The sequence below is a fragment of the Thauera phenylacetica B4P genome, from assembly GCF_000310225.1.
Taxonomy (GTDB): Bacteria; Pseudomonadota; Gammaproteobacteria; order Burkholderiales; family Rhodocyclaceae; genus Thauera; species Thauera phenylacetica.
On the sequence record NZ_AMXF01000031.1, the window covers coordinates 1 to 21,119 of the forward strand.

General features: G+C 68.4%; 19 protein-coding genes and 2 pseudogenes. 8 read left to right on the forward strand and 13 right to left on the reverse strand.

Annotation, left to right across the window (positions count from 1 at the left end; genetic code table 11):
* Both C667_RS06715 and C667_RS06720 read right to left on the reverse strand, forming a co-directional pair.
* Positions 1-189 (reverse strand): annotated as a pseudogene (locus C667_RS06715) (hypothetical protein); the annotation flags it as partial.
* Positions 190-297: 108 nt separating this feature from the next.
* A complete protein-coding gene (locus C667_RS06720; protein ID WP_004359108.1) occupies positions 298-1,656 on the reverse strand; it encodes an NYN domain-containing protein in 1,359 nt (452 codons plus the stop codon).
* Positions 1,657-2,114: 458 nt separating this feature from the next.
* Here C667_RS06720 and C667_RS24870 point away from each other — a divergent pair.
* Positions 2,115-2,865, forward strand: a protein-coding gene (locus tag C667_RS24870; RefSeq protein ID WP_370701707.1) for an IS5 family transposase whose coding sequence is annotated in 2 segments (ribosomal slippage) — positions 2,115-2,450 and positions 2,452-2,865 — 750 coding nt in all. Because the reading frame shifts where the segments join, the coding sequence is not laid out codon by codon here.
* On the opposite strand, the gene C667_RS24875 is transcribed toward C667_RS24870, so the two are convergent.
* The 11 genes from C667_RS24875 to C667_RS06775 form a co-directional block, all read right to left on the reverse strand.
* On the reverse strand, positions 2,796-3,446 hold the full coding sequence (locus C667_RS24875) for a DUF4276 family protein (protein WP_083881280.1): 651 nt from the start codon (positions 3,444-3,446) through the stop codon (positions 2,796-2,798). The genes C667_RS24870 and C667_RS24875 overlap by 70 nt on opposite strands.
* Positions 3,447-3,448: 2 nt before the next feature.
* Positions 3,449-4,843, reverse strand: coding sequence for an AAA family ATPase (locus C667_RS06730; protein WP_004359114.1), 1,395 nt, complete (start codon positions 4,841-4,843; stop codon positions 3,449-3,451).
* A gap of 93 nt (positions 4,844-4,936) precedes the next feature.
* On the reverse strand, positions 4,937-6,256 hold the full coding sequence (locus tag C667_RS06735; RefSeq protein WP_004359116.1) for a Wadjet anti-phage system protein JetD domain-containing protein: 1,320 nt from the start codon (positions 6,254-6,256) through the stop codon (positions 4,937-4,939).
* A complete protein-coding gene (locus tag C667_RS06740; protein WP_004359118.1) occupies positions 6,253-9,672 on the reverse strand; it encodes an ATP-binding protein in 3,420 nt (1,139 codons plus the stop codon). Before C667_RS06740 ends, C667_RS06735 begins: the two co-directional genes overlap by 4 nt.
* A gap of 144 nt (positions 9,673-9,816) precedes the next feature.
* Positions 9,817-10,500, reverse strand: a complete 684-nt coding sequence (locus tag C667_RS06745) for a DUF4194 domain-containing protein (protein WP_004359120.1) — start codon at positions 10,498-10,500, stop codon at positions 9,817-9,819.
* 130 nt (positions 10,501-10,630) lie between these two features.
* Positions 10,631-12,085: a DUF3375 domain-containing protein gene (locus tag C667_RS06750; RefSeq protein WP_004359123.1), complete on the reverse strand. Its 1,455-nt coding sequence runs from the start codon at positions 12,083-12,085 to the stop codon at positions 10,631-10,633.
* Positions 12,086-12,088: 3 nt separating this feature from the next.
* Complete coding sequence (locus tag C667_RS06755; protein WP_004359124.1) at positions 12,089-12,367, reverse strand: type II toxin-antitoxin system RelE/ParE family toxin; 279 nt, start codon at positions 12,365-12,367, stop codon at positions 12,089-12,091.
* Positions 12,367-12,636 (reverse strand): CopG family ribbon-helix-helix protein, encoded by a 270-nt coding sequence (locus C667_RS06760; RefSeq protein WP_004359126.1) that lies wholly within the window; start codon positions 12,634-12,636, stop codon positions 12,367-12,369. The genes C667_RS06755 and C667_RS06760 overlap by 1 nt, the downstream gene beginning before the upstream one ends.
* Positions 12,637-12,876: 240 nt before the next feature.
* Positions 12,877-14,067: a DUF2157 domain-containing protein gene (locus C667_RS06765; RefSeq protein ID WP_004359128.1), complete on the reverse strand. Its 1,191-nt coding sequence runs from the start codon at positions 14,065-14,067 to the stop codon at positions 12,877-12,879.
* Entirely contained in the window at positions 14,064-14,675 is a 612-nt protein-coding gene (locus C667_RS06770; protein ID WP_004359129.1) for a hypothetical protein, read from the reverse strand. Before C667_RS06770 ends, C667_RS06765 begins: the two co-directional genes overlap by 4 nt.
* 132 nt (positions 14,676-14,807) lie before the next feature.
* On the reverse strand, positions 14,808-15,944 hold the full coding sequence (locus C667_RS06775) for a Fic family protein (protein ID WP_004359130.1): 1,137 nt from the start codon (positions 15,942-15,944) through the stop codon (positions 14,808-14,810).
* Between the two features lie 103 nt (positions 15,945-16,047).
* On the opposite strand from C667_RS06775, the gene C667_RS24880 reads away from it, so the two are divergent.
* From C667_RS24880 to C667_RS06810, 7 genes and pseudogenes are all read left to right on the forward strand, one after another.
* Positions 16,048-16,437 carry a DEAD/DEAH box helicase gene (locus tag C667_RS24880; protein WP_211207671.1) on the forward strand — a complete coding sequence of 130 codons (390 nt, stop codon included), beginning with the start codon at positions 16,048-16,050 and terminating at the stop codon, positions 16,435-16,437.
* Positions 16,438-16,484: 47 nt separating this feature from the next.
* A complete protein-coding gene (locus C667_RS06785) occupies positions 16,485-16,769 on the forward strand; it encodes a YlcI/YnfO family protein (RefSeq protein WP_039920910.1) in 285 nt (94 codons plus the stop codon).
* 2 nt (positions 16,770-16,771) lie between these two features.
* On the forward strand, positions 16,772-17,080 hold the full coding sequence (locus tag C667_RS06790; RefSeq protein WP_004359135.1) for a type II toxin-antitoxin system RelE/ParE family toxin: 309 nt from the start codon (positions 16,772-16,774) through the stop codon (positions 17,078-17,080).
* A gap of 876 nt (positions 17,081-17,956) precedes the next feature.
* Positions 17,957-19,447: an IS21 family transposase gene (istA, locus tag C667_RS06795; protein WP_004359137.1), complete on the forward strand. Its 1,491-nt coding sequence runs from the start codon at positions 17,957-17,959 to the stop codon at positions 19,445-19,447.
* Entirely contained in the window at positions 19,434-20,192 is a 759-nt protein-coding gene (gene istB, locus C667_RS06800; RefSeq protein WP_004359139.1) for an IS21-like element helper ATPase IstB, read from the forward strand. The genes istA and istB overlap by 14 nt, the downstream gene beginning before the upstream one ends.
* Positions 20,189-20,401 (forward strand): hypothetical protein, encoded by a 213-nt coding sequence (locus tag C667_RS06805; RefSeq protein ID WP_004359146.1) that lies wholly within the window; start codon positions 20,189-20,191, stop codon positions 20,399-20,401. The genes istB and C667_RS06805 overlap by 4 nt, the downstream gene beginning before the upstream one ends.
* A gap of 115 nt (positions 20,402-20,516) precedes the next feature.
* Positions 20,517-21,068: pseudogene (locus C667_RS06810) on the forward strand (IS630 family transposase); the annotation flags it as partial.
* Between the last annotated feature and the right edge of the window lie 51 nt (positions 21,069-21,119).

Sequence of the window (21,119 nt, forward strand, 5' to 3'; positions counted from 1 at the left end):
CGCCGTTTGCGCCGGCGCCCTGCCTTGCGGCGGCGCACGGCGGGTGCTCGGCTTGCGTGCGGGTGCCGCAGCCGGAGCGTCGGGTGGTGTCTTCAGCGCGGGGGACGCGGCCTCGGGGAGGCGCTCGTCGAGCGCGGCGTCCTCCTGCTTCAGGCTGGCGCGCAGGGCGCTGCGGGTCTTGGTGTTCATGATCCTCGCCTCGGGGTTTCAGCGTGAGGCCTCATTGTTGGTGTGCCGTCGCGTGCATGCAAGATGCGCGGGGGCGGGCAGCCGTGCCCGCCCTTGCCACTGATCCAGTCACTGACCCATTCGCCGGGGGTCCGGGGTCGTGCCGAACCAGCGCGCGATCGTCGCCTCGGCCGCGCGGTCGAGGATCATCTGCTCGCGCAGGCAGAGCGAGCGCACGTTGTTCGCCGTCTTGTTGGCGAGCGTCGCCGCGCGGTCCTGCCCCTCGCCGAAGGCGTGGCCACGCATCAGCAGGCCGCGCAGGATCCAGTTGACGTCGAGCCGGCTGCCGCCGTGGCCGGCCTCGCGCAGGCGGTCGCGCACGCGCTTGCCGGTCTCCTTGAGGTCGAAGGGATTGCGGCCGACGTCGTCCTCGACGATCGAGAACAGCGCGCAGTATTCGGCCGGGCCGAGCAGCGGGGCGCCGGAGACCTCGTGGATCTGGGTGGCGAGCGGCAGGATGTCCTGGTCCTCGCCCCAGTCGGGCGTGGCGCTGCCGTCCTGCATGCAGCTGCCGGCGCGGGCGGGATCGAAGACGAAGCCGCCGCTGTTGCTCCAGTCGAAGCGCAGCGGTGCGAGCTCGAGGCTGTCGACGAACTTGCGGAAGCTCCCCTTGCCGTTCCAGTCGGCGGCGAGGGCGGGGTGGCGCGTCGTGATCAGGCTCGCCAGGCGGCTGCAGGGCACGGGTGCGGCGGCGCGTGCGACCTCGGCATGCATGGTGGCGACGACCTCGGCGATGGCGCGGTCGAGGGCAACGGGGTCGATGGGGTCGATGGGGTCGATGGGGGGCGAGGCCGGGGAGTCCGGCCGCGGTGCCTCCGGCATCGCCTGCGCGGCGCGTGCGCCCGCAGCGGCCGACGAGCCTTCCGCGTCCGCGTCGGCAGCGCCGGTAACGGGCGATTCGTCCTCGTCGCGGAAGCCGAGGGCGTTGCGGACGAACTCGTCGGGGTCGATCAGCAGGTCGGCCGAGGCGCGATAGGCGGCCGACGGAAAGCCGATCGCCAGCACCGTGGTGCGCCGATCCCAGCGCCGCAGCTTGCGCAGCACCGGGGTGAAGTCGGCGTCGGCCGAGAACACGATGAACTCGTCGTAGCGGGCCTCGTGCTGCAGCAGGTCGATGATGTCGAGCACCATGTGGATGTCGGTGCTGGTCTTGCCCTCGCTCGTCAGCGCCGGGCAGTCGATGATCTCGAAGCCGGCGAGGTTGAAGGACGGGCGGAAGCGCTGGTAGGCCTGCGGGTTGAGGTAGCAGCGCCGCACCAGCAGCCGGCGGCGCGCGCCGGCGGGGGCGTGGTCGGGCAGCTCGAGCTCGCCGATCACCCAGTTCACCCACTCCAGGGGCTGGCGGGCGAAGCGGTCGGCGATGGCCGGGTCGAGCTTGCGCAGGCCGGAATAGACGTTGTCGAAGTCGACGAAGAGGGCGCTTTTCAAGATGTCTCGCGGGGATGGGGTGGTCAGGGACGAGTCGTGGCCGGGCCGTGGGGGCGGGCGTCGTGTGGTGGCATTTCTGGGAGCGTGATTCAGTCGAAACAAGCACTTGCGTGCTGAACTGTCGAAGCTGCAGACGGGAAGCGCTCAGTCACGGGAGGATATTCGGACCGAGCGGACGGCGAAGCTGAGCGTTGTGGCTGGATTAGCTCCTGAGCTCGCTGAGGATCCCGAGCCTTCTCATGCCCAGGCGCAATTCCGTCTCAAGTGCCTGGAACCCCGGCAGGCGCCGCAATCGATCCAGCGACACAGCTTCGCCTAGGGTCTGTTGACAATCAACAGCATAAATAATCCCATTGGCATCGATATTGTAAGATAGTCTTTCATATTCAATGGCTTGCCGAGTGGCTGTTCACACTCTCAGTTTTATGGTCATATCCTGACTTTTGGGTAGAGTCAGGATGGCCCGTGTGTGGTTGCGTGATGATCAGTTCGAGCGGATTGAGGCCCTGTTGCCTGGCAAGGTAAGCGATCCGGGCTGCACCGCGGCCAATAACCGGCTGTTTGTCGAAGCGGTGCTGTGGATCGCACGCACCGGCAGCCCATGGCGCGACCTGCCCGCCGAATTCGGCCCCTGGAACAGCGTTTATCAACGCTTTGCCCGCTGGTCGCGCAAAGGCGTGTGGCATCAGGTGTTCGCCAAGTTGGCCGAGGACGCGGACTTCGAAGAGCTTTTCATCGACAGCACCATCGTCCGCGCCCATCAGCATGCCGCAGGTGCGCCAAAAAAAAGGAGACCAAGCGCTGGGGCGCTCGCGCGGCGGACTGAGTACCAAAATTCACGCCGTTGTCGAAGGGCTCGGGTCTCTGGCCCGCTTTGCCCTCACCGGCGGTCAAGCCGGCGATAGCCCGCAGACGCTGCCTCTGCTCCAAGGCTTACTGCCGGGTTCGCTCAGCGCCGACAAGGCCTACGATACCGACGCCATCATCGACTATCTGGCCACCAACGACATCGAAGCGGTCATTCCGCCACGCAGTCATCGCCTCGTCCAGCGCCCATTTGATCGACATCAGTATAAGAACCGCAACCTCATCGAGCGCTTCTTCTGCCGCATCAAGCAATTCCGACGCATTGCCACCCGCTACGACAAGCTTGCCGAACGATTCGCCTCCTTCATCGCACTCTGCGCCGCCGTCATATGGCTTGCTTGATTGTCAACAGACCCTAGCGCATTCAACATCGGAGAAACGCCTTGCCGTCGTTTCCGTGAGCTTGGGTTGGTCTTCAGAAAGGCGAGGTGCAAGGTCCTCTTCGGATCACGTGTTGTTTCCACATCTGCGGCGTTGCGCGGTAACTCCAGCACCTCGTCGGATAGGGGCGTACCGAATACCCTGCGAATCGCATCGCCATCTGTAAGCGCCCATGACTCCGTTTCGCGTATTGGGACCACCGCGATACCGACACCATCATTGGGAAGTTCCTGAGCGAGCCTGTCGATGGCGGGCTGCGCGCACGTCGCACGGGCGCGCTCCGCACTCCCTGCGCCATCCGTGTGAATGAAAACGATGCGCCAGGCGCCCCGCGCTTCGCGAGCAGCTTCGATGATCCGTTCCTCGCGTGGGGCGTCCTTCATTCGTGCGGGTTCGTTCAAGGAGATGACCTCCTCGCCGAACTCCACCGACTGGTTCGCCTCGTTCAGGCAGATCTCTTCACAGAGGCGAAGCAGCAAGGGGCGCAGGAAGTAGTAGTCGGTGGGGCCTTCGGCATAGAGCGCCAGTCCGAGGTAATGCATCCTCAGCCCTCCGCCGCCACGGTATCGAGCACTTTCCGCACCTCGAGATCGGAGACGATGCCTTGCGGATTCGCGGCGTCTCCGAACAGGGAGGCTTGCGGTCTGGAGTGAACGGGCCGAAGGCGCGTCTTGCGGCGCTGCTCCTTGCGTGCGGGGTCGGTCACCACGGCCGTGTCGGCAAACAGCACCGCACCGTCGACGGGGCGTAGATTCGCGTCGACGAGGGCGGACAAGACCACCGGCGAATGGCTGTTCAGCAGCAGTTGGCTGAGCGGTGGGCTGTTGTCTTCGGCGTCGTACTCGGCTGGGTCGGTGACGATGTCCCTTAGTTGCTGAACGAGCTGCTTGATGCGGCCGGGATGCACGCCGTTCTCCGGTTCCTCGAAGCAGATCAGGCCCCGATGGCGCGGGTCGTGCAGCAGGGTCAGCAGGGCGAGGATGCGCAGCGTGCCGTCCGAAATGACACGCGAGGTGAAGGGCAGGCCGTCGCGCATCGTGAGTTCGATCCGGTATTCGCGGCTCGCCTCGTGCAGCCTGGCGTCGAGATGGGCAATCCCCGGGATCAGGTGGTTCAGTTCGGCCGCGATGTCGCTCAGTACCCCATCCGGTTTCTCGGCACTCGCGGTTTCGGCCTTGAGTTGAGTCAGCACCGCGGCAAGGTTGGAGCCATCCGCATCGAGCATGTCCGATGCCGTCGCCGGGACTGGACGCCGCAGCAGTGCGGGGTCGAGCTGCAGCAGGCGCCAGTGGCGCATTTCCTCTCGCAGGGCGAAAAGGTGCGGAAACTCGGCGTTGGTCACGCTGTACAACACCGTTGCCTCGGCCGCGCTTGCGGGTCGATTGCGCCCTTGCTTGCCGTCCTGATGGATGCTGAAAGCCAGCCCTTCGTCCGTCTCGTCGGTCGTGAGCCACGGCTTCAGGCGCGTGTACTTCAGATAAGTCGAACGAAAGTCCTTGGTCGGGTTCACTGCCTTGGCCCAGCGATCGTCCTTGCGCATGATGGGGGTCACGCACTCCCGTGCCACCTGAATCCGCTCGATCCCGGGCTTGGTCTGGCGCCGCTCCAGCGTCACCTCATAGCGGAGCCGCGTGTGCGTGATCTTCACCTCGCTACCCCATGGGTCGCGCACCAGAGGGTCGACGAGAACCTCGGCGGCGATGCGGATCTGGGTGCTGCGGCCCGATGGCGTCAGGCGGAACAGTTCGAGCGGTTCGCCGCGCATGTCCTTGACGGCCTCGGCGACGTCGCGCGTGGCGAGCAGCGAGAGCAGACGAATCGCGTCGAACAGATTGCTCTTGCCGGCGGCGTTGCTGCCCAGCACGACCGTGAAGGGCAGAAAGTCGATCGCGAGGTTCTCGAAGGTCTTGAAGCCGTCGATTTCGAGGCGGGTCAGCATGCGGTGGTCCTTCTCGGCGTGGATCTTGATCCGGGTGCTCGGGTGAGTCTGGTTGCGGCTTGTTGCCCGGATCGTAGCAAGGGCGGATGAAAATCAACCGCCGTACGGCTGAAAATCATCCATCACGTGGACGATTTTCAGCCATTTTTCCAGCCAGCCGAAGCCGATGTGCTCTTGCTCCAGGCGCAGGGACGGGCAGATGCGGTGGTCGCGCAGGTCTTCGTAGAGGCTGCGTTCCTCGGCGGTGAGGCGCGAGACGTCAGCCGGGCGCGGGCTGTCTTCGCGGCCCCACAGCGCCTCGTGTGCGAGCAGGGTGGCGCGGTCCATCAGCAGGGACTCGACGTGGGCGAAGCGGGCGCGCAGCTGGGCGAGGATGGCGAAGCCGTTGGTGTCGATGTCGCCCCAGTAGTGGATCGGGCAGCGCTGCAGCCACTCGGCGCGTGCCAGTGCCTCCCAGCCGTAGCCGGCGCCGAAGATCACGATGGCCTTGTCGACGCGGGGGAAGGCGAGGAAGTTGGTCTCGTTCTCGGTGATGAAGACGCGTGCCACGTCGAGTCGCAGGCGGGCGAAGCTGTCGGCGTCGAGGGCGAGGTCGGGGCAGGGCGCGCCGGGGAGCAGGCCGAGCGCCGGGTCGAGCACGCGCAAGCGCAGCAGCACGGGCTTGTCGAGGAAACCGTAGCGGGCGGCGAACTGCTGCGCGCCGCTGCGCGCCGGGTCGATCGCCGCCGCGGGCAGGGCGAGGTCGAGCAGCTCGGCGAGCACGCCACGCTGGGATTCGATGAACTTGGTGTGGATGCCGGGCAGGTCGACCTGGCGCAGATACACGCCCGGCCGCGGGTGGGCCTGCAGCCAGGCGACCACGTCGAGCAGGCGCGACCACTCGGCGGCGAGTTCCAGCGCGCGCAGCGGGCGCTTCGCCAGCCAGGGCAGCAGCAGGGGCTGGCGTGCGGCGGTCTCGTCGTGCAGCGCGCGGAAGCGCGCGTGCTCGGCGCGCCTGCCGATCCAGGCCAGGGCGTCGTCGAGGCGGTCGACCCAGGCGCTCGCGGGCAGGCGCTGGCTGCCCTGCACGCGGTGGCGGGTCTCCTGCCATTCGAGGCGGACATGGGGCGTGGCCGAGATCGCCACGACCCAGGCGCGCACGGCGTCGAAGCGGCGGGTGATGTCGTCCGGGCCGGGCGTCTTCAGGCTGAGGCGCAGCGGGAAGCGGCTGCGGCCAGCGGGTAGTCCCGCGGTCGTATCCACTGCAGCGTCTGATGGTTGCTCGCAAGGCTGCGCGCCCTCGCCGCCCTCCTCCGGCAAGCACGCGCGCGGGAGTTCGCCGTTTCCCTGCGGGAGCCCCTCGCGCAGCAGCTCGCCGCGCTCCCACAGGCGCATCACCTGCGCCCGCAGGTCCGACGCGGTGCTCCAGCTCATGATGCGGCTGCGCCGCCGGCGCGCGGCGCGGCTTGGGCGGCGGCCCGCATCTCCGCCTTCTGCGCGCGGTACTCCTCGATCGACAGGTTGCGCAGCTTCGAGGCGCTGCCGCCCTCGTTGTGCACGAAGCCGACGCTGGCGACGAAGGGCTCGATGATGTGGATCTTCTGCAGCGGGGTGACGATCAGCAGCTGCAGGTTGAGCTGCTCGAAGAGGCGCAGGCCGTATTGCGCGGACTCGTCCGAGCCGCGGCCGAAGGCCTCGTCGATGACGACGAAGCGGAACGAGCGCGAGCGCACCGCGCCCCACTCCAGGCCGAACTGGTAGGCGAGGCTGGCGGCGAGGATGGTGTAGGCGAGCTTCTCCTTCTGCCCGCCCGACTTGCCGCCCGAGTCCGAATAGTGCTCGTACTCGCTGTCGTCCTCGCGCCAGCGCTCGCTGGCGGCGAACAGGAACCAGTTGCGCACGTCGGTGACCTTGGCGGTCCAGCGCCGGTCCTGGTCCGAGAGGCCCTCGCGGCCGCGGAAGCGGTCGATGATGCCCTTGACGCGCAGAAAGCGGTCCTCGGAGTACTGCTCGTCGTCGCCCTCGCCGGCGCCGGTCAGTGCGCCCTCGGTGCAGGCGCGCAGCTCCTGCTGGAAGTCGCGGATCTCGGCGTCGGGGCTGGGCTGGGATTCGAGCACGATGTAGCGCCCGGGGTTGTAGTCGATCTCGCCGAGCGACTTGTTGATGTGGGCGATGCGCTCCTTGATGGTCTCGCGCTCGCGCGCGAGCTGGGCGTTGAAGTTGGCGATCTCGTTGATCGTGTTGACGTTGAGCAGCTCCTTGAAGCGCGCGAGGAAGCGCGGCAGGTCGTCGCGGTTCAACTGCGTCAGCAGGTTCTCGTATTCGAAGCCGGCCTCCAGGCTGGCGTCGATCTCGGCGGTCTCGAGCGCGAACTGCTGCTTGAAGGCCGACATGGCCTTGATGATCTTCTCGGCCAGGCGCGCCAGCCGGCGGTCCTCGGCGTCGATCCGCGTCTGCAGCAGGTCGCGGACTTCCTTCTCGCGGTTGTCGCACGATTCGACGGTCAGCGCGTGCTCGCCGAGCACCTCGGCGCACAGGGCCTCGAGCTGGGGGACGAGCGCCGGGTCGATCGGCGCGGCGTCGACGAGGGCGAGCGTGGTCGCGCGCAGCGACTCGGCGTCGGCCTGGCGCTGCTCGACCTTGGCGCGGCGTTCGCGCGCGGCGCCGAGCTCGCGCTCGGTGTCGCCGCGGATCTGCTGCAGTTCGGCGAGCTGGCGGTTGAGCTCCTTGAGGAGGTCCGAGGCGGCTTCGAGCGCGCGGCGTTCGTCTTCCAGCGTGGCAATGTCGCTGGCGACGCTGTGCCAGTCGAGCTCGTCGAAGGCGATGAACTCTTCCAGCCGGGTGAGGGCGTCGAGGCGGCCGGCGAGGGCGCGGCGCTCGGCCTCGATGCGGCTGATCTGGCTGCCGACTTCGCCGAGTCGGGCTTCGAGCTGGCGGCGCTGCGCTTCGAGGGCCTCGATCTTGGCGGTGTTGCTCCAGCCCAGCACGTAGCGGCTGCGGTCGGCGATGGCGTGGCGGTCGTCCTTCTCGTGGCGGCCGCTGGGGTCCTTGATCTGGCCGGCGCGGGTGATCGCACGCGTCTCGCGGCGGAACTGCTCCTGGGTGGCGCAGCAGGCGACGTCGAAGCGGTGGGCGAGCTCGCGCTCGAGCCAGTCGTAGTGCGGGCTGTCGGGCTTGATCGCGAGCTTGCGCACCAGCGAGTCGGGGTGCAGCGCGGGGAGCTCGCCGGCGCGCGGCGGGCGGACGTGGAAATACACCAGGCGGCCGCGCAGGTGGTTGCCGTCCACCCACTCGGCCACCGCCTTGTAGTGCGCGTCGGGCACCAGCAGGGCGAGGCCGAAGCCGCGCAGCAGGCGCTCGGCGGCGCCCTCCCAGTCGCGCTCGTCCTCGCGCACCTGCAGCAGCTCGCCGGCGAAGGGCATGTCCTCGACGTCGATGCCGAGCGCGCCGCACAGCGCGGCGCGGATCTGGATCTGGCGGTCGTCGATGTTGCTGCGCCGGCGCCTGAGGCTGTCGATCTCGGCGCTCAGCGCGTCGTGTTCGAGCTTGCCCTGGCGCAGGCTGACGGCGTGCTCGGTGAGCGTGTTCTGCAGCTCGGCGTCGCGGTTGCGCGCGTCCTCGCGGCCCGCGGCGAAGTGCAGGCGCTGGGCGGCGAAGGCCTCGCCGTCGGCGGCGGCGGGGGTGCCGAGCACCACGGCGAGCTCGGCGTAGCGGCGCGACTTGGCCAGGCGCGCGTCGCGCACCTGCGCCAGCTTGCGGATCTCGGCGGCGAGGCGCTCGAGGCGGTCGCCGCCGTTGGCGTTGATGGCCTGCTTGAGCGCGTCGATGCGCAGCGCCTGCTCCTCGCGCAGCCCGTCCAGGCGCCTGGCCTGGGCGTCGGCGCGCGCCCACTCCTCGGCGGCGAGCGCCAGGCGGTGGTCGAGCAGGGCGAGCTTGCGCGCGGCGAAGTGCGGCTGCAGCGCCTCGCGGCAGCGCCGCAGCGCGCCGATGTCGGCGGCGAGCGCGTCGTGGCGGTGGCAGTCTTCGACCAGCGGGGCGAGCAGCGACACCTGGCGCTGGGCCTTGAGCACCGCCTGGTGGGCGCGGTCGAGGTCGTCGAAGTGGCCGATGAGGGCCTGGATGCGCGGGCCGACCTCGAAGGGCTCGAGCATGTGGTGGCGCACGAAGTCGGTGAGGTTGCCGACCGACTTCATCGACACGGTCTGGTGGAAGAGCTCGAGCGCCTGCTCGTTGTCGATGCCGAAGCGGCGGCGGAACCAGGCGGCGTAGGGCGGGAAGCTGTCGAAGATCTCGGCTCCGGCGCCGCGCAGGCGCTTGCGCAGCTGGGTGATGTCGGGGCCGAAGCCGGAGAAGTCGGCGGCGATCGACAGCGCGTGCTCGGCGCCGAGGTACAAGCGCGCCGGCTGGCCCTGTGGCTCCTTGAACCAGAACACCTGCGCCAGGCTCACGGTCTGGTCGTAGCCGGCGTTGTGGAACACGCCGAGGATCACCGAGTAGCTGCCGGGCTCGCGCAGGCCGATCGGGCGCGCGGCGCCGGTGACCTCGTTGCGCTCGGACTTGTAGTGGCCGAGCACGTAGGAGCGCAGGCTGCGCTCGCGGGTGTCGGCGCCGGCGGCCTTGTTGTAGGCGATGCGGTGGGCGGGGACGAGCAGCGTGGTGATCGCATCGACCAGGGTGGACTTGCCCGAGCCGATGTCGCCGGTGAGCAGCCCGTTGCGGCCGTCGAGCTGCAGCGTCCACACGTGGCGGTCGAAGGTGCCCCAGTTGAGCACCTCCAGGCGCTGCAGGCGAAAGCCGGAGAGGGTGTCGTCGGCGACGAAGTCGAGGCCGAGGGATTGCGGGTCGTTCATGCGGCGGACCTGGGTGACGCGGTCTCGAGACCCGCAGGAGTGCCGGCAGGCGCGAATGGCCGGGGCTTACCCCAGGCCAGGTTGGGGTCTCGAGCGCCGATGTTCGCGGCTGCCGCCGCTCCTACAGGGGGGTGTCGCAGCGGCTCAGGCGTCATCGGAGGGGGTCTCCTTGCCGTCGGCGAGGGCGGCGCGGTAGGTGGCGAGGCGGGCGTCGAAGTCGGCGAGCCACTGCGCGTCGACGAAGGCCTTGAGGATGCGGCGCACCTCAAAGCTGGCGGGTGCGGTGGCGCTGGCGCTGGTGGGCTTGAGGCGGGCGAGGAGGCCGAGCTCGACGACCTTGTTGATGTGGGTCTCGACCTGGTCGATCAGGCGTGCCTCGTTGGGGCCTTCGGGCAGGAACACGCGCACCAGCTCGACGATGTCGTCGCGCCCGAGCACCAGGCGGGTGTCGCCGCCGCCGGCGTCGAACTCGGCGAGCTTCTTGCGCAGCAGGGCGAGCAGCAGGCTCACCGGGTAGGACAGCGGCCGGCGCGCCACCAGTCGCGGCAGGCGCGGCGCCGGGTCGTCGTCGGCGGGCTCGGGGCGGCCGCGCAGGAAGGCGTAGCCCTCTGCCTCGTCGAGCACCAGCTCGAGGTTGAGCACGGCCACGTATTCGCGCACCCGCGCCTGCAGCTGCAGCAGGCTGGACCACTGGCGCTCGTCGGCTTCGCGGTAGAGCACGCCCTTGAGCAGGCCGATCAGCAGCACGGAGAGGTCGGGCGCTGGGGCGGGGGCCGCGGGCTCGGTCGGGCCGGGGGCGAGGTCTTCGTCGTCCATCGTGAGCTTCATCGCTTCATCGCTTCAGTGTCGTTTGTTCGTGCTTCGCGGAGCCGGCTTGATCGGGTGAAGGCGCCGCGCGTCCCGTGAGCCCGCTCCAACAAGGATGGCAAGGGTGGTCCATGTGTCGATGCGATCGCCCTCAGCGCATGAAGATCACCCGCGGCAGGCGCGCCCTGCGGGTGATGGTGCTGCCGTCGGCGGCGCTGGCCTGCCATTCGATCGGCTCGGGCGTGGCCTCGTCGAGGGTGGTGGTGAAGGCGTCGCTGCCGAGCTGCAGGTAGGCGATCAGCTCGGCCAGGCCCTGCTCCAGCGGCTGCGCGGCGACCAGCGCGGCGAGCGTGACCTGGGCGCGGTCCTGCAGGGCGTGGCGGATGTGGCGGGCGAGGCGCGCCTTGTCCACCGTGACCTGCTCGAAGAGCGCGTGCGGGTCGACGTCCTCGTCGCCGGCCTCGATGCGCAGCTCGGCGATCGCCGGCCGGGTGGGCGGGGTGTGCAGCGGGCGCTCCAGCGCCAGCTCGATCGCCGCGCCGGGGAGGGCGATCTCCATCGCCGGGCTGGGCGGCGGCGCGGCGCGCAGGGCCAGCGCCTTGCTCTCGATGCCGTGCAGCAGGTCCATGATGCGGCGGTTCTCCAGCCAGGCCTGGTCGTCGAGGAAGCGGCGCAACTGCTGCGAGAGCTGCGCCACGGTGCGCTGGGTGTGCTCGCCCGCCTCCAGCCAGTCGTAATGCACGCGGCGGGTGCGGGCGTCGGGGTTGAGCTCGGCCACCGCGGGCAGCGCCAGCACCTGGTCGAGCAGGTCGCTGAGCTCTTCCTGGCGCCGGCTCGACAGCAGGAAGTCCCAGAAGGCGCGGAAGCTGCGACCCTGGTCGGAGTCGGCGATGGCGTCGCGCTCGCCCATGATCTGCTCGAGCAGCGCGCCCTTGCTGCCCTCCCACAGCGCGATGCGCTCGCGCACGCGGCGGTCGAGCTGGCGGAAGTTGTGCTCGACCTCGCGGAAGTCGGCGAGCAGCTCGCGCGCGCCCTGCATGAACTGCTGGAAGCGGTCCTTGATCGCGGTGTCGTCGAGCAGCGGGATGTCGCCGGCGAGCACGCGCGCCATCTCGGCGTCGATCTCGTCGCGCCTGCGCTGCAGCTCGGCGATGCGCCGCGCGGGGTCGGTCTCGCTGCCCTCGCCCATCTGCTTGAGCAGCGCGAAGAGGGTGAGCAGGCGCGACTCGGTGCCGACGAACTGGCGCTCGCTCAGCTGCGCCAGCCAGGCGAGCGCCTTCTCGGTGGCCGGGGTGAGGTCGAACTGGGCCTCGTCGGTGCCGGGCTTGTAGTACTTGCGCAGCCAGGCCTTGTCGGCCGCGGCCCAGTCGTCGAGGTAGTCGATCGCCGCCTTGGGGAAGGCGTCCTCGCCGCGCGTGAGGCGCAGCGCGTAGAGCTCGTCCTCCAGCGCCTCGGCGAGGTCCGCCGCCGGCATGCCGCGCACGTTGGGGGTGACGAAGACCCGATGCAGGAAGCTCGCCACCAGCGGTGCGTGGTCCGAGCGCAGCAGGCGCCAGGCGGGGTGGTGGCTGCGCAGGGTGTCGAGGGTGGCGAAGTCGAGGGGCATGGGTCAGGCGCGGTCCTCTCGGGTGTGCCACAGCCGCAGGACGTAGATGACCGAGTCGCGGATCTCGTAGCGCACCTCGTACTGCGCGACCAGGATCCGCCGCACCTCGCGTGGCGCGAACTGGAAGAGTTGTTCGCCGATGCGCGGGTTGCTCAGCAGGATGGTCGGGGCCTTGGCCAGCGCCTGTACCGCCCTTGCGGCGGCCTGCCTGCTCACCGGCGCCGGGAACTCATGCAGGCGCGCCAGATCGGCAAGCGCCTTGCGGGTCCACTTCAGCTCCATCAGCGTGGCAGCGGCAGGGGCTGGTCGGTGCCCAGGCTGTCGGCCCAGGCCTGCACCGCGAGAGGGTCGATGACGAGACCGGCGTCCACGTCGGCGAGCGCCTCCTGGGTCAGGCGGTCGCGCTCTTCCTCCTGGGCGATCCAGGTGGAGAGCGCCTGCTTCATGATCCAGCCGCGCGAGCGCTCCAGCCTCGCGGCCATCTGATCGACCTTCTCGGCGAGCGGGAGCGGCACGTGGGCGGTGAGCACTTTGGTTGCGGCTTGCTTCATCTGGAGACTCGGCGGTCGGGAGCGGGTGTCGGGAAGCGACCCCCTGCCGAGCCGCTTCGTGTAATCAGTGCGATGCTGAAAAAATCATAGTGATTGAAAGTGAATCAATCAAGGGCGCGGCGTCGTACCCCGGCGAGATCGCCCACGAGCTTCTCGTCGGGCGGGGGCTTGTGGAAGGGATCCTCTGCCAGCATGGCGGGGAAACGGCAGATCGGTACGGCCCCATCCAGGCCAGCGCCCTCACATCTGCCGCTTGATCCGCATTGCCAGCGTGCCGACGCCGATGAAGGCGACGCCCATGAGGACCAGCGAGATCGGCCAGCCGAGCGAATCCACGAAGTGTTCGGCGGTGAAGTAGCCGATGAAGCCGAGCATCGCGAGCACCGTGGTCAGGAGCAGTGCGCGACTCTGCAGCCGCACGCAGGCGTAGAGCATCGCCGCGGTGACGGCGAAGTAGAGCAGCTCGACCGGGGTCTGGCGCAGCAGGTCGAAGAGGCCGCTGTAGGCGAGCGCCGAGCCGATCAGGTAGCCGAGGCCGGACAGCCGGAGCTGGCGCCCGTCCTTGTGCAGGCCGTAGGCGGCCGACATGACCGAGGCGCCGGTCAGCAGCGCGGCCCAGTCGGCCGTGGCGGCGATGGCGACGCGGTCGAACAGGCCGGCGTTGAGCCAGCACAGCGCGATCAGGTAGGCAAACTCGGCGAGGCTGCGCTGCGGCGACTTCTCGAGCCCGCCGGCGACCAGCAACAGCGAGGCGCCGAGCAGGATCGCGCTGAAGCCCGCCGGCACGTCGAGCAGGTCGAGGCCGACCGACAGGAAGGCGTAGACGAAGCACAGGGCGGTGAAGGCGAGCACGCTCAGCGCGTACTGGCGAAACAGCAGGCCCTGATGAATCGCCATCGTGCCGAAGACGGCGAGCGCAGCCAGCCGCCAGTCGTCGCCGCGCGGAAAGACCTCGTCGATGAAGACGAACCAGCCGCTCGTCAGCATGAACGCGGTCGCCAGCGTCAGCGGCAGGAAGAGCCTGGGAAACTTCTTCTCGTGCAGCGCCGAGACCAGCACGACCAGCAACGCATAGCCGACGCCGAGCGTGACGACGATGCGCATGACGCTGCCCATGCGGTTCCAGAACATGCCGATGTAGGTGCCGATGCCGGCGAGGATGAAGATCGCGCCGAGGTAGATGAAGAGCGTCCGTGCAATCTCGCCGCTGCTGCGTTTGGGGGCCGCGGTCGAGATCAGGGTCGGATCGCGGTATACCGCAGCGACTTCAGCCGGCGAGATGTCATGGGCACGCATCAACTCGGTGATCTTGCCGAGCGCGCTGGTCTTGTCATGGATCGCGCGGCTGCCGAACAACGCCGCGGCCAGCGGCCAGCCCCACCAGCCGCCGGCGAGGACGATCAGCACGATCAGCAGCAGGAGCCAGGTCACGGCAGCACCCAGCCGACGAAGCGGACCGCGTTGCCGTAGTGGGCGCCGTCGGTGTTGGGCAGCCGGATGCTGCGCCCGTCCTTGACGAGCTCGGCCTGGACCCGGTAGCGCGATGAACCAAAGAACAGGCCGTCGAAGACGTTGCCGCGGTAGCTGTCGGCGCCGCTGCGGAACGTGTAGCCGTCCGGCGCCAGGCTCGACGAATCGACCTTAAGCTCGGCGAGGTCGGGGACGTCGATGGGGGTCACGCTCGGGGTCTTCTCCGCCTCGACCGGCCGCCCGCTGTTGGGGGCGAGGCCGGCCGGCAAGGGTAGCGCGATCTCCTTGACCGCGCCGGTTTTCGGGTCGAAGCGCCACAGCCGCGGGGTCTGGTAGGGCTGCGTGTTGCCGACGTAGCTGACCTGCACGCGATCACCGACGACCGCGATCTGGATCGCGTTGTGCGCGTTGTTGTAGAAGTTGTAGTGGGTCGCGTACAACACCTCGTACTGCGGCGGCGCGACCAGCAGCACGGGAATGCCCGATATGGCGAGGAATACCGCGACGAGCAGCAGCGGCAGGCCAAGCCCGAAGGCGATGGTCGGGTTGTCGCGGATGAATTTTTTCATGCGGGTCGCTCCGGTCCCGGTGGCTTGGGGGCATGCTGGTCCGAGTGCGTGAGCATAGCAGCGGGATCGCGGGGGGCGTTTAGGGAGGGGCGGATGTCAAGATGGCAGTTTGCGCGTCGTCTGCGTCTTTCTTCATGCGCGCTCCCGGGTTGGAGCATCATCCAACCCATAGCTTGTACTGCGCCCGCCCGCATCCGATTTCCGCAGGACACCCCGTGCAAGCAGATCGTTGATGTCACGCAGGGCTGTGTCCGGCGAGCACTTGGCAATGGCCGCCCACTTGCTGCTGGTGAGCTTGCCTTCGAAGCCGTCGAGCAGCTTGTTCAGCAACTTCACTTGTCGCTCGTTCAGTGGCGTGGTTGCCCAGCGCTGCCAGAATCTCGCCTTGGCCAATACCGCGTCGAGAGTGTGCTGCGCCTGATCAACGGCGCGATGGAGCGTGTCGAGGAACCAGGCGAGCCATTCGGTGACATCCATCGACCGTTTCTGGGTTCGCTCCAGGATGTCGTAATAGGCTTTGCGTTCGCGCTGGATCTGCGCCGACAAACTGTAGAACCGCTGTGGACTGCCATCGGCGCGTGCCAGGAGCCGATCGCCGATGGCCCGCGCGATACGGCCATTGCCGTCGTCGAACGGGTGCAGCGTGACGAACCATAGGTGGCCGAGACCGGCTTTGATCAGTGGCGGCTCGTTTGATGCGCCATTGAGCCAGTCAAGGAAGCGCCTGGTTTCATCCTCCAGACGGTCAGCCGAGGGCGCCTCGAAATGCACACGCTGGCGGCCGATGGGTCCGGACACCACCTGCATCGGCCCGCTGGCATCGTCGCGCCAGCCGCCGACCTTGATCCTGGAGAGGCCGGAGTAGCCGGTGGGGAACAGTGCGGCATGCCAGCCGAACAGACGCTCCCGCGTTACCGGTGCCTGGCAGTTGGCCGTGGCATCCAGCACCATCTCGACCACGCCCTCGACGTGGCGGTCGACCGGCGCAAGCGCGCCGATGTCCACGCCCAGCCTGCGGGCGATGGACGAGCGCACGGATTCGAAGTTGAGCTGCTCGCCCTCGATCTCGCTGGTCTTGACCACGTCCTCGGTGAGCGCCACGAGGCTCGCCTGATCGCGCAGCGCCATGCCGACGTCGGCCAGACGGCCCATCAACAGCCCCTGAGCACGACTGACTTCGGCCATGGGGCCGGCCAGTCCTGCCAGGTCGAAGTGCCAGTTCGGCCAGTCGCTGGCCTGCCAGATGTACTTGTAATCGCCGCTTTTCATGCGGAGATTATGAGCTGCAATCTCCGCATGGGCAAGTTATTCGCCGCAGATCGTGCGGTGATAGAGGGCGGCATTCGCCGCACGACGGGCTGCCGCCACCCTGGTGAACATGGACCTGCCGTGGAACCCGGCGGTGCTGGAGCAGCGCGCGGCGCGCATTCACCGCCTCGGACAGCAGCGCCCGATCCGCGTGATCCACTTCGTCGCCCGCGGCACGATCGAGGAGGGCATGCTGTCTGTGCTGGCGTTCAAGCGCTCACTCGCTGCGGGCATTCTCGACGGCGCCGGTGCCGGTGCCGACGTCGCCCTCGGCGGCTCGCGCCTGGCGCGTTTCATGAAGGAGATCGAGGCGGTCACCGGCGCGGGTACGCAGTTGCTGGAGGCGCTCGCGTCCGCCGGCCAGCCGGCGGATGGGGGCCCGGCTCATGGGCCTGCCAAGTTGCGCCGAATGAGCGGCTCCAGACCTGTACGAACTCACTTTTGCGCAATGTAGCACCAAGGTGCTACATTGACTTCCGGTACTACACTATGGAGTTTGCGATGCCGACGACCACCATTCGCCTGCCGGATGACCTGAAAGCCCGAATTGCAACTGCTGCAAAGCACGCCGGAATGACGGCTCATGGCTTCATTCTCCAAGCGATCGCCGAGAAGACCGAGCAAGCGGAACGTCGTGCTGATTTCGATGCGGTAGCGGAAGCTCGCTATGAACGCATTGTGGTCACCGGTCAGACCATCCCGTGGCAGGAAATGCGTGGCTATCTGGAAGGGCACATGGCCGGCAAGGCAGCGAAGCGCCCCGTTGCGCGCAAACTGGCACGCTGAAAGTGTCCTGCATCGAGTTGGCGCCGGAGCTTGCAGAGGATTTTGATCGTATCCTCGATCATCTGACCAACCATGAGGTAGAAGATCCTGGGCAGCGCATTGGCGAAATCATTGCCGCCTTGGAAATTCTGGTGCAGAACCCGTTGATCGGTCGTCTGGTGGCGAATGCCAAGCGCGAGCTGGTGATTGGCCGTCGTTCACATGGGTATGTAGCCTTGTATCGCTATGTGCCCGAGATTGATACGGTGTTCGTGCTGGCGATACGGAGCCAGCGTGAGGCCGGGTACGCCGAGCAGAACTCTGCCGGGTAATACGCTTGCCACCGTAACGGCGTCACCGCTTTTCGCGGTCGGTCTGGACGTCCCGAAAGCGCGACATCTGTTAACGGCGGTCGATTCCCGCACAAATCCGGCGTCCACCGCCGGCACGGCACAGCATGACCTTGATCTGGTGAGCGGATAGCGGCTGTTTGCTTGATGGGGTCAGGGGCGTTGGAAGGCGCCCGTAGGGCGACTGGAAACGCCCCTGACCCCGGCGCGCCGATGGCGGGCGGGGTGTTCGTGCAATCGGGAGGGAGGGTGTTTGGCACCCGAGTGGCCGATGCGCGCACAATCGGGCTCGGCCTGTGGCAACGCAGGCGCGACACCGGCTCAAACCGCCAAGTCATCCCCAGTGTCGCGCCCCACACCCGCGCAAGGCTGCGCGGTCGTTGCGCCCGTAGTCTTTCACGAAGTGGGCGCTGGCGTCGAGTCTCCCACGGGCCTCAAGGCCCATGGAGTCGACCGGACGACGCTATCTCTGTGCCGCGTGCCGCGCGGCAGTGCTGATCTGCAGCCACTGTGATCGGGGGCAGCGCTATTGCGCCGCCGGCTGCGCCCAGCGTGCCCGCGCGGCCTCGCTGCGGGCAGCCGGCACGCGCTACCAGGCGAGCTTTGCGGGGCGCCTGGCGCACGCGCAACGCCAGCGCCGCTACCGCGCGCGACGCCAGGAAGTGACGCATCAGGGTTCCCCGCCGCCGGCCCCGCCTGTTGAAGTAAGGACCGCGCCGACCGTGCCCGAGTCCGTACCGTCCGCGAGCGGGCAGTGCCACCTGTGCCACCGTGTGCTGTCCCCGTTCGTGCGTCAGGACTTCCTGCACTCCCCGGTTCGGCGCCCCTGTCCGCGATCCGAACGGAGTCCGCCCCGCCATGGCCCTGTCCCCTGAACACGAAGCGCAGATCCTGCGCTACTACCACGCCGAGCGCTGGCGCATCGGCACCATCGCCGTGCAGCTCGGGCTGCACCGCGACACCGTCGCGCGCGTGCTCGCCCAGGCCGGCCTGCCCCGGCACGGCCCCGTGCAGCGCGCCTCGGCGATCGACCCCTATCTGCCCTTCCTCCACGACACGCTCGCGCAGTTTCCGCGCCTTACGGCCGCGCGGCTCTACGACATGGTGCGCGCACGCGGTTACCCCGGGCGCCCCGATCACTTCCGCCACCTCATCGCCCGCCACCGCCCGCGCCCGAGCGCCGAGGCCTACCTGCGGCTACGCACCCTGCCCGGCGAGCAGGCCCAGGTCGACTGGGGGCACTTCGGGCACCTGACGATCGGGCGCGCGCGCCGTCCGCTGATGGCCTTCGTCATGGTGCTGTCGTGGTCGCGCCAGATCTATCTGCGCTTCTTCCTCGATGCGCGCATGGAGAACTTCCTGCGCGGCCATGTCGGCGCCTTCGAATCCTGGGGGGCGGTGCCGCGCATCGCCCTCTACGACAATCTGAAGAGCGCGGTGCTCGAGCGTTGCGGCAACGCGATCCGCTTCCACCCGACCCTGCTCGCGCTCGCCGGCCACTACCGCTTCGAGCCGCGCCCGGTGGCGGTGGCGCGCGGCAACGAGAAGGGGCGCGTCGAGCGCGCGATCCGCTACGTGCGCGAGGCCTTCTTCGCCGGATGCGCCTTCGCCGATCTGGACGACCTGAACGCGCAGGCCCAGGCCTGGTGCGAGGGCGCCGCCGGTGCGCGGCGCTGCCCCGAGGACGCCTCGATGACGGTGGCCGAGGCCTTCGCGGCCGAGCGCGAGCGCCTGCTCGCGCGGCCCGAGACACCGTTTCCGACCGACGAGCTGCGCGCGGTGTCGGCGGGCAAGACCCCGTACGTGCGCTTCGACCTGAACGACTACTCGATCCCCCACACCCATGTACGGCGCACCCTCACCGTGCTCGCCGACCCGCTGCGGGTGCGCATCCTCGACGGCGAGGACGTGATCGCCACCCATGCGCGCAGCTACGACCGCCGCCAGCAGATCGAGTGTGACGCCCACCTCGAGGCGCTCGTCGCACACAAGCACGCGGCCAGTGCGCACCGCGCCACCGACCGCCTGACGGCGGCCGTGCCCACCTGCCAGGCGCTGCTCGCCCAGGCCGCCGAGCGCGGCGAGCCGCTCGGGCGCACCACGCGCGCGCTCACCGACCTGCTCGACCGCTACGGCGCGGGCGAACTGGCCGTTGCCGTCGACGAGGCGCTCGCGCGCGGCGTGCCGCATCCCAACGCGGTGCGCCTGGCGCTCGAGCGTCGGCGCGAGGGGCCCCCGCCACTGGGTGTGCCGCTGCCCGCGCATCTGAAGACGCGCGATGTCACCGTGCGCGCCCACCCCTTGGCCGGCTACGACCGCCTGCTGGAGGACGACCATGACGACGCCTGAACCGCTGCTCGCGCGCGCCCGTGCGCTGCAACTGCACGGGGTGGTGAGCCACTGGGCCGAGTGCGCCCAGGCCCCGTGGATCGCCCCGCTCATCGAGTGGGAGGAGACCGAGCGCGCCCGACGCTCACTCGAGCGCCGGGCGCGCTGCGCGCACATCGGCCGCTTCAAGCCGCTGGCCGACTTCGACTGGCGCTGGCCCGAGCAGTGCGACCAGGCCGCCATCGCAGAGCTGATGACGCTCGGCTTCCTCGAGACCGCCACCAACGCCTTGCTGGTCGGCCCCTCCGGGCTCGGGAAGACCACCATCGCGCAGAACATCGCCCACCAGGCGGTGCTGCGCGGGCACACCGTGCTCTTCACCACCGCCGGCCAGCTCCTGGGCGAGCTCGCCGCGCTCGACTCCGACTCGGCGCTGCGCCGCCGCCTGCGCCACTACGCCAGCCCCACGCTCCTGGTGATCGACGAGGTCGGCTACCTCTCCTACTCGAACCGCCACGCCGATCTGCTCTTCGAGCTCATCAGCCGTCGCCACGAGAAAAAGAGCACCCTCATCACCACCAACAAGTCCTTTGCCGAATGGTCCGAGGTGTTCCCCAACGCCGCCTGCGTGGTCGCGCTCATCGACCGCCTGGTCCATCACGCCGAGATCATCGCCCTCAAGGGCCCGTCCTGGCGCCACAAGGAAGCCCAGGAGCGCGCCGCCACCAACGCCCGCAAACGCAAATCCGCACGGAGTCCCGCATGAAGACCGACCACCCGCCGTCCGGGCTGCTGCGCGGCCTGGACCTGCTCATCGACGCCGACTGGACGCCCGAGCAGGCCCGGGCCGTGATCGAGCTGCTCGACGATCTGCGCGAGCGCATCTGGGCGCACTACGAGCTCGCCCTGTTCGAGCACTACCGCCAGGACCGCCTCACGCAGGCCGAGCTGCCGTTCGACGATCCGTCGTTCTGATCGAGCCCCGCCCCCCAGCACAACGAGGGCCGACGCGCGCGGCCCTCGTGCCGTTTACGGCGCCGCCGGCGCCCACTCGACGACGCCGTTTAACGACGCCAGATTTGTGCGGAATCAGGGAGCCGGCAACACACAACCGGGACTGCCGCTGAAAAAGGGCCGGGCAGCCACCATGACTCATGACTACAAGCGCAACGGCACGACGACCCTGTTTGCCGCGCTCAACGTGCTCGATGGGCAAGTCATCGGCCAATGTCAGCAGCGGCACACCCACGCCGAATGGTTGAAGTTCCTGAAAAAGATCGACCGTGAAACGCCCAAGGACAAGACCTTGCACCTGATCGCCGACAACTACGCGACACATAAGCATCCTGTCGTGCAAGAGTGGCTGGCCAAGCATCCGCGCTTCGTCATGCATTTCACGCCTACCTCGGCCTCCTGGCTGAACATGGTCGAACGCTTCTTTCGTGACATCACCACCGAGCGACTGCGCCGTGGGGTCTTCACCAGCGTTCCCGAACTCATCACCGCCATTGATCAATACATCGCTCACCACAACACTGACCCCAAGCCCTTCATCTGGACCAAGAGCGCTCGCGACATCCTGCAGAAGGTCATCCGCGCAAACAGCCGCTTAAGTTCCAAACAAAATGCAGCACTACACTAGATTCTGCACCACTGGCTCTACTGCGGTCCGGGTCATTCCAGGAAAGCGATG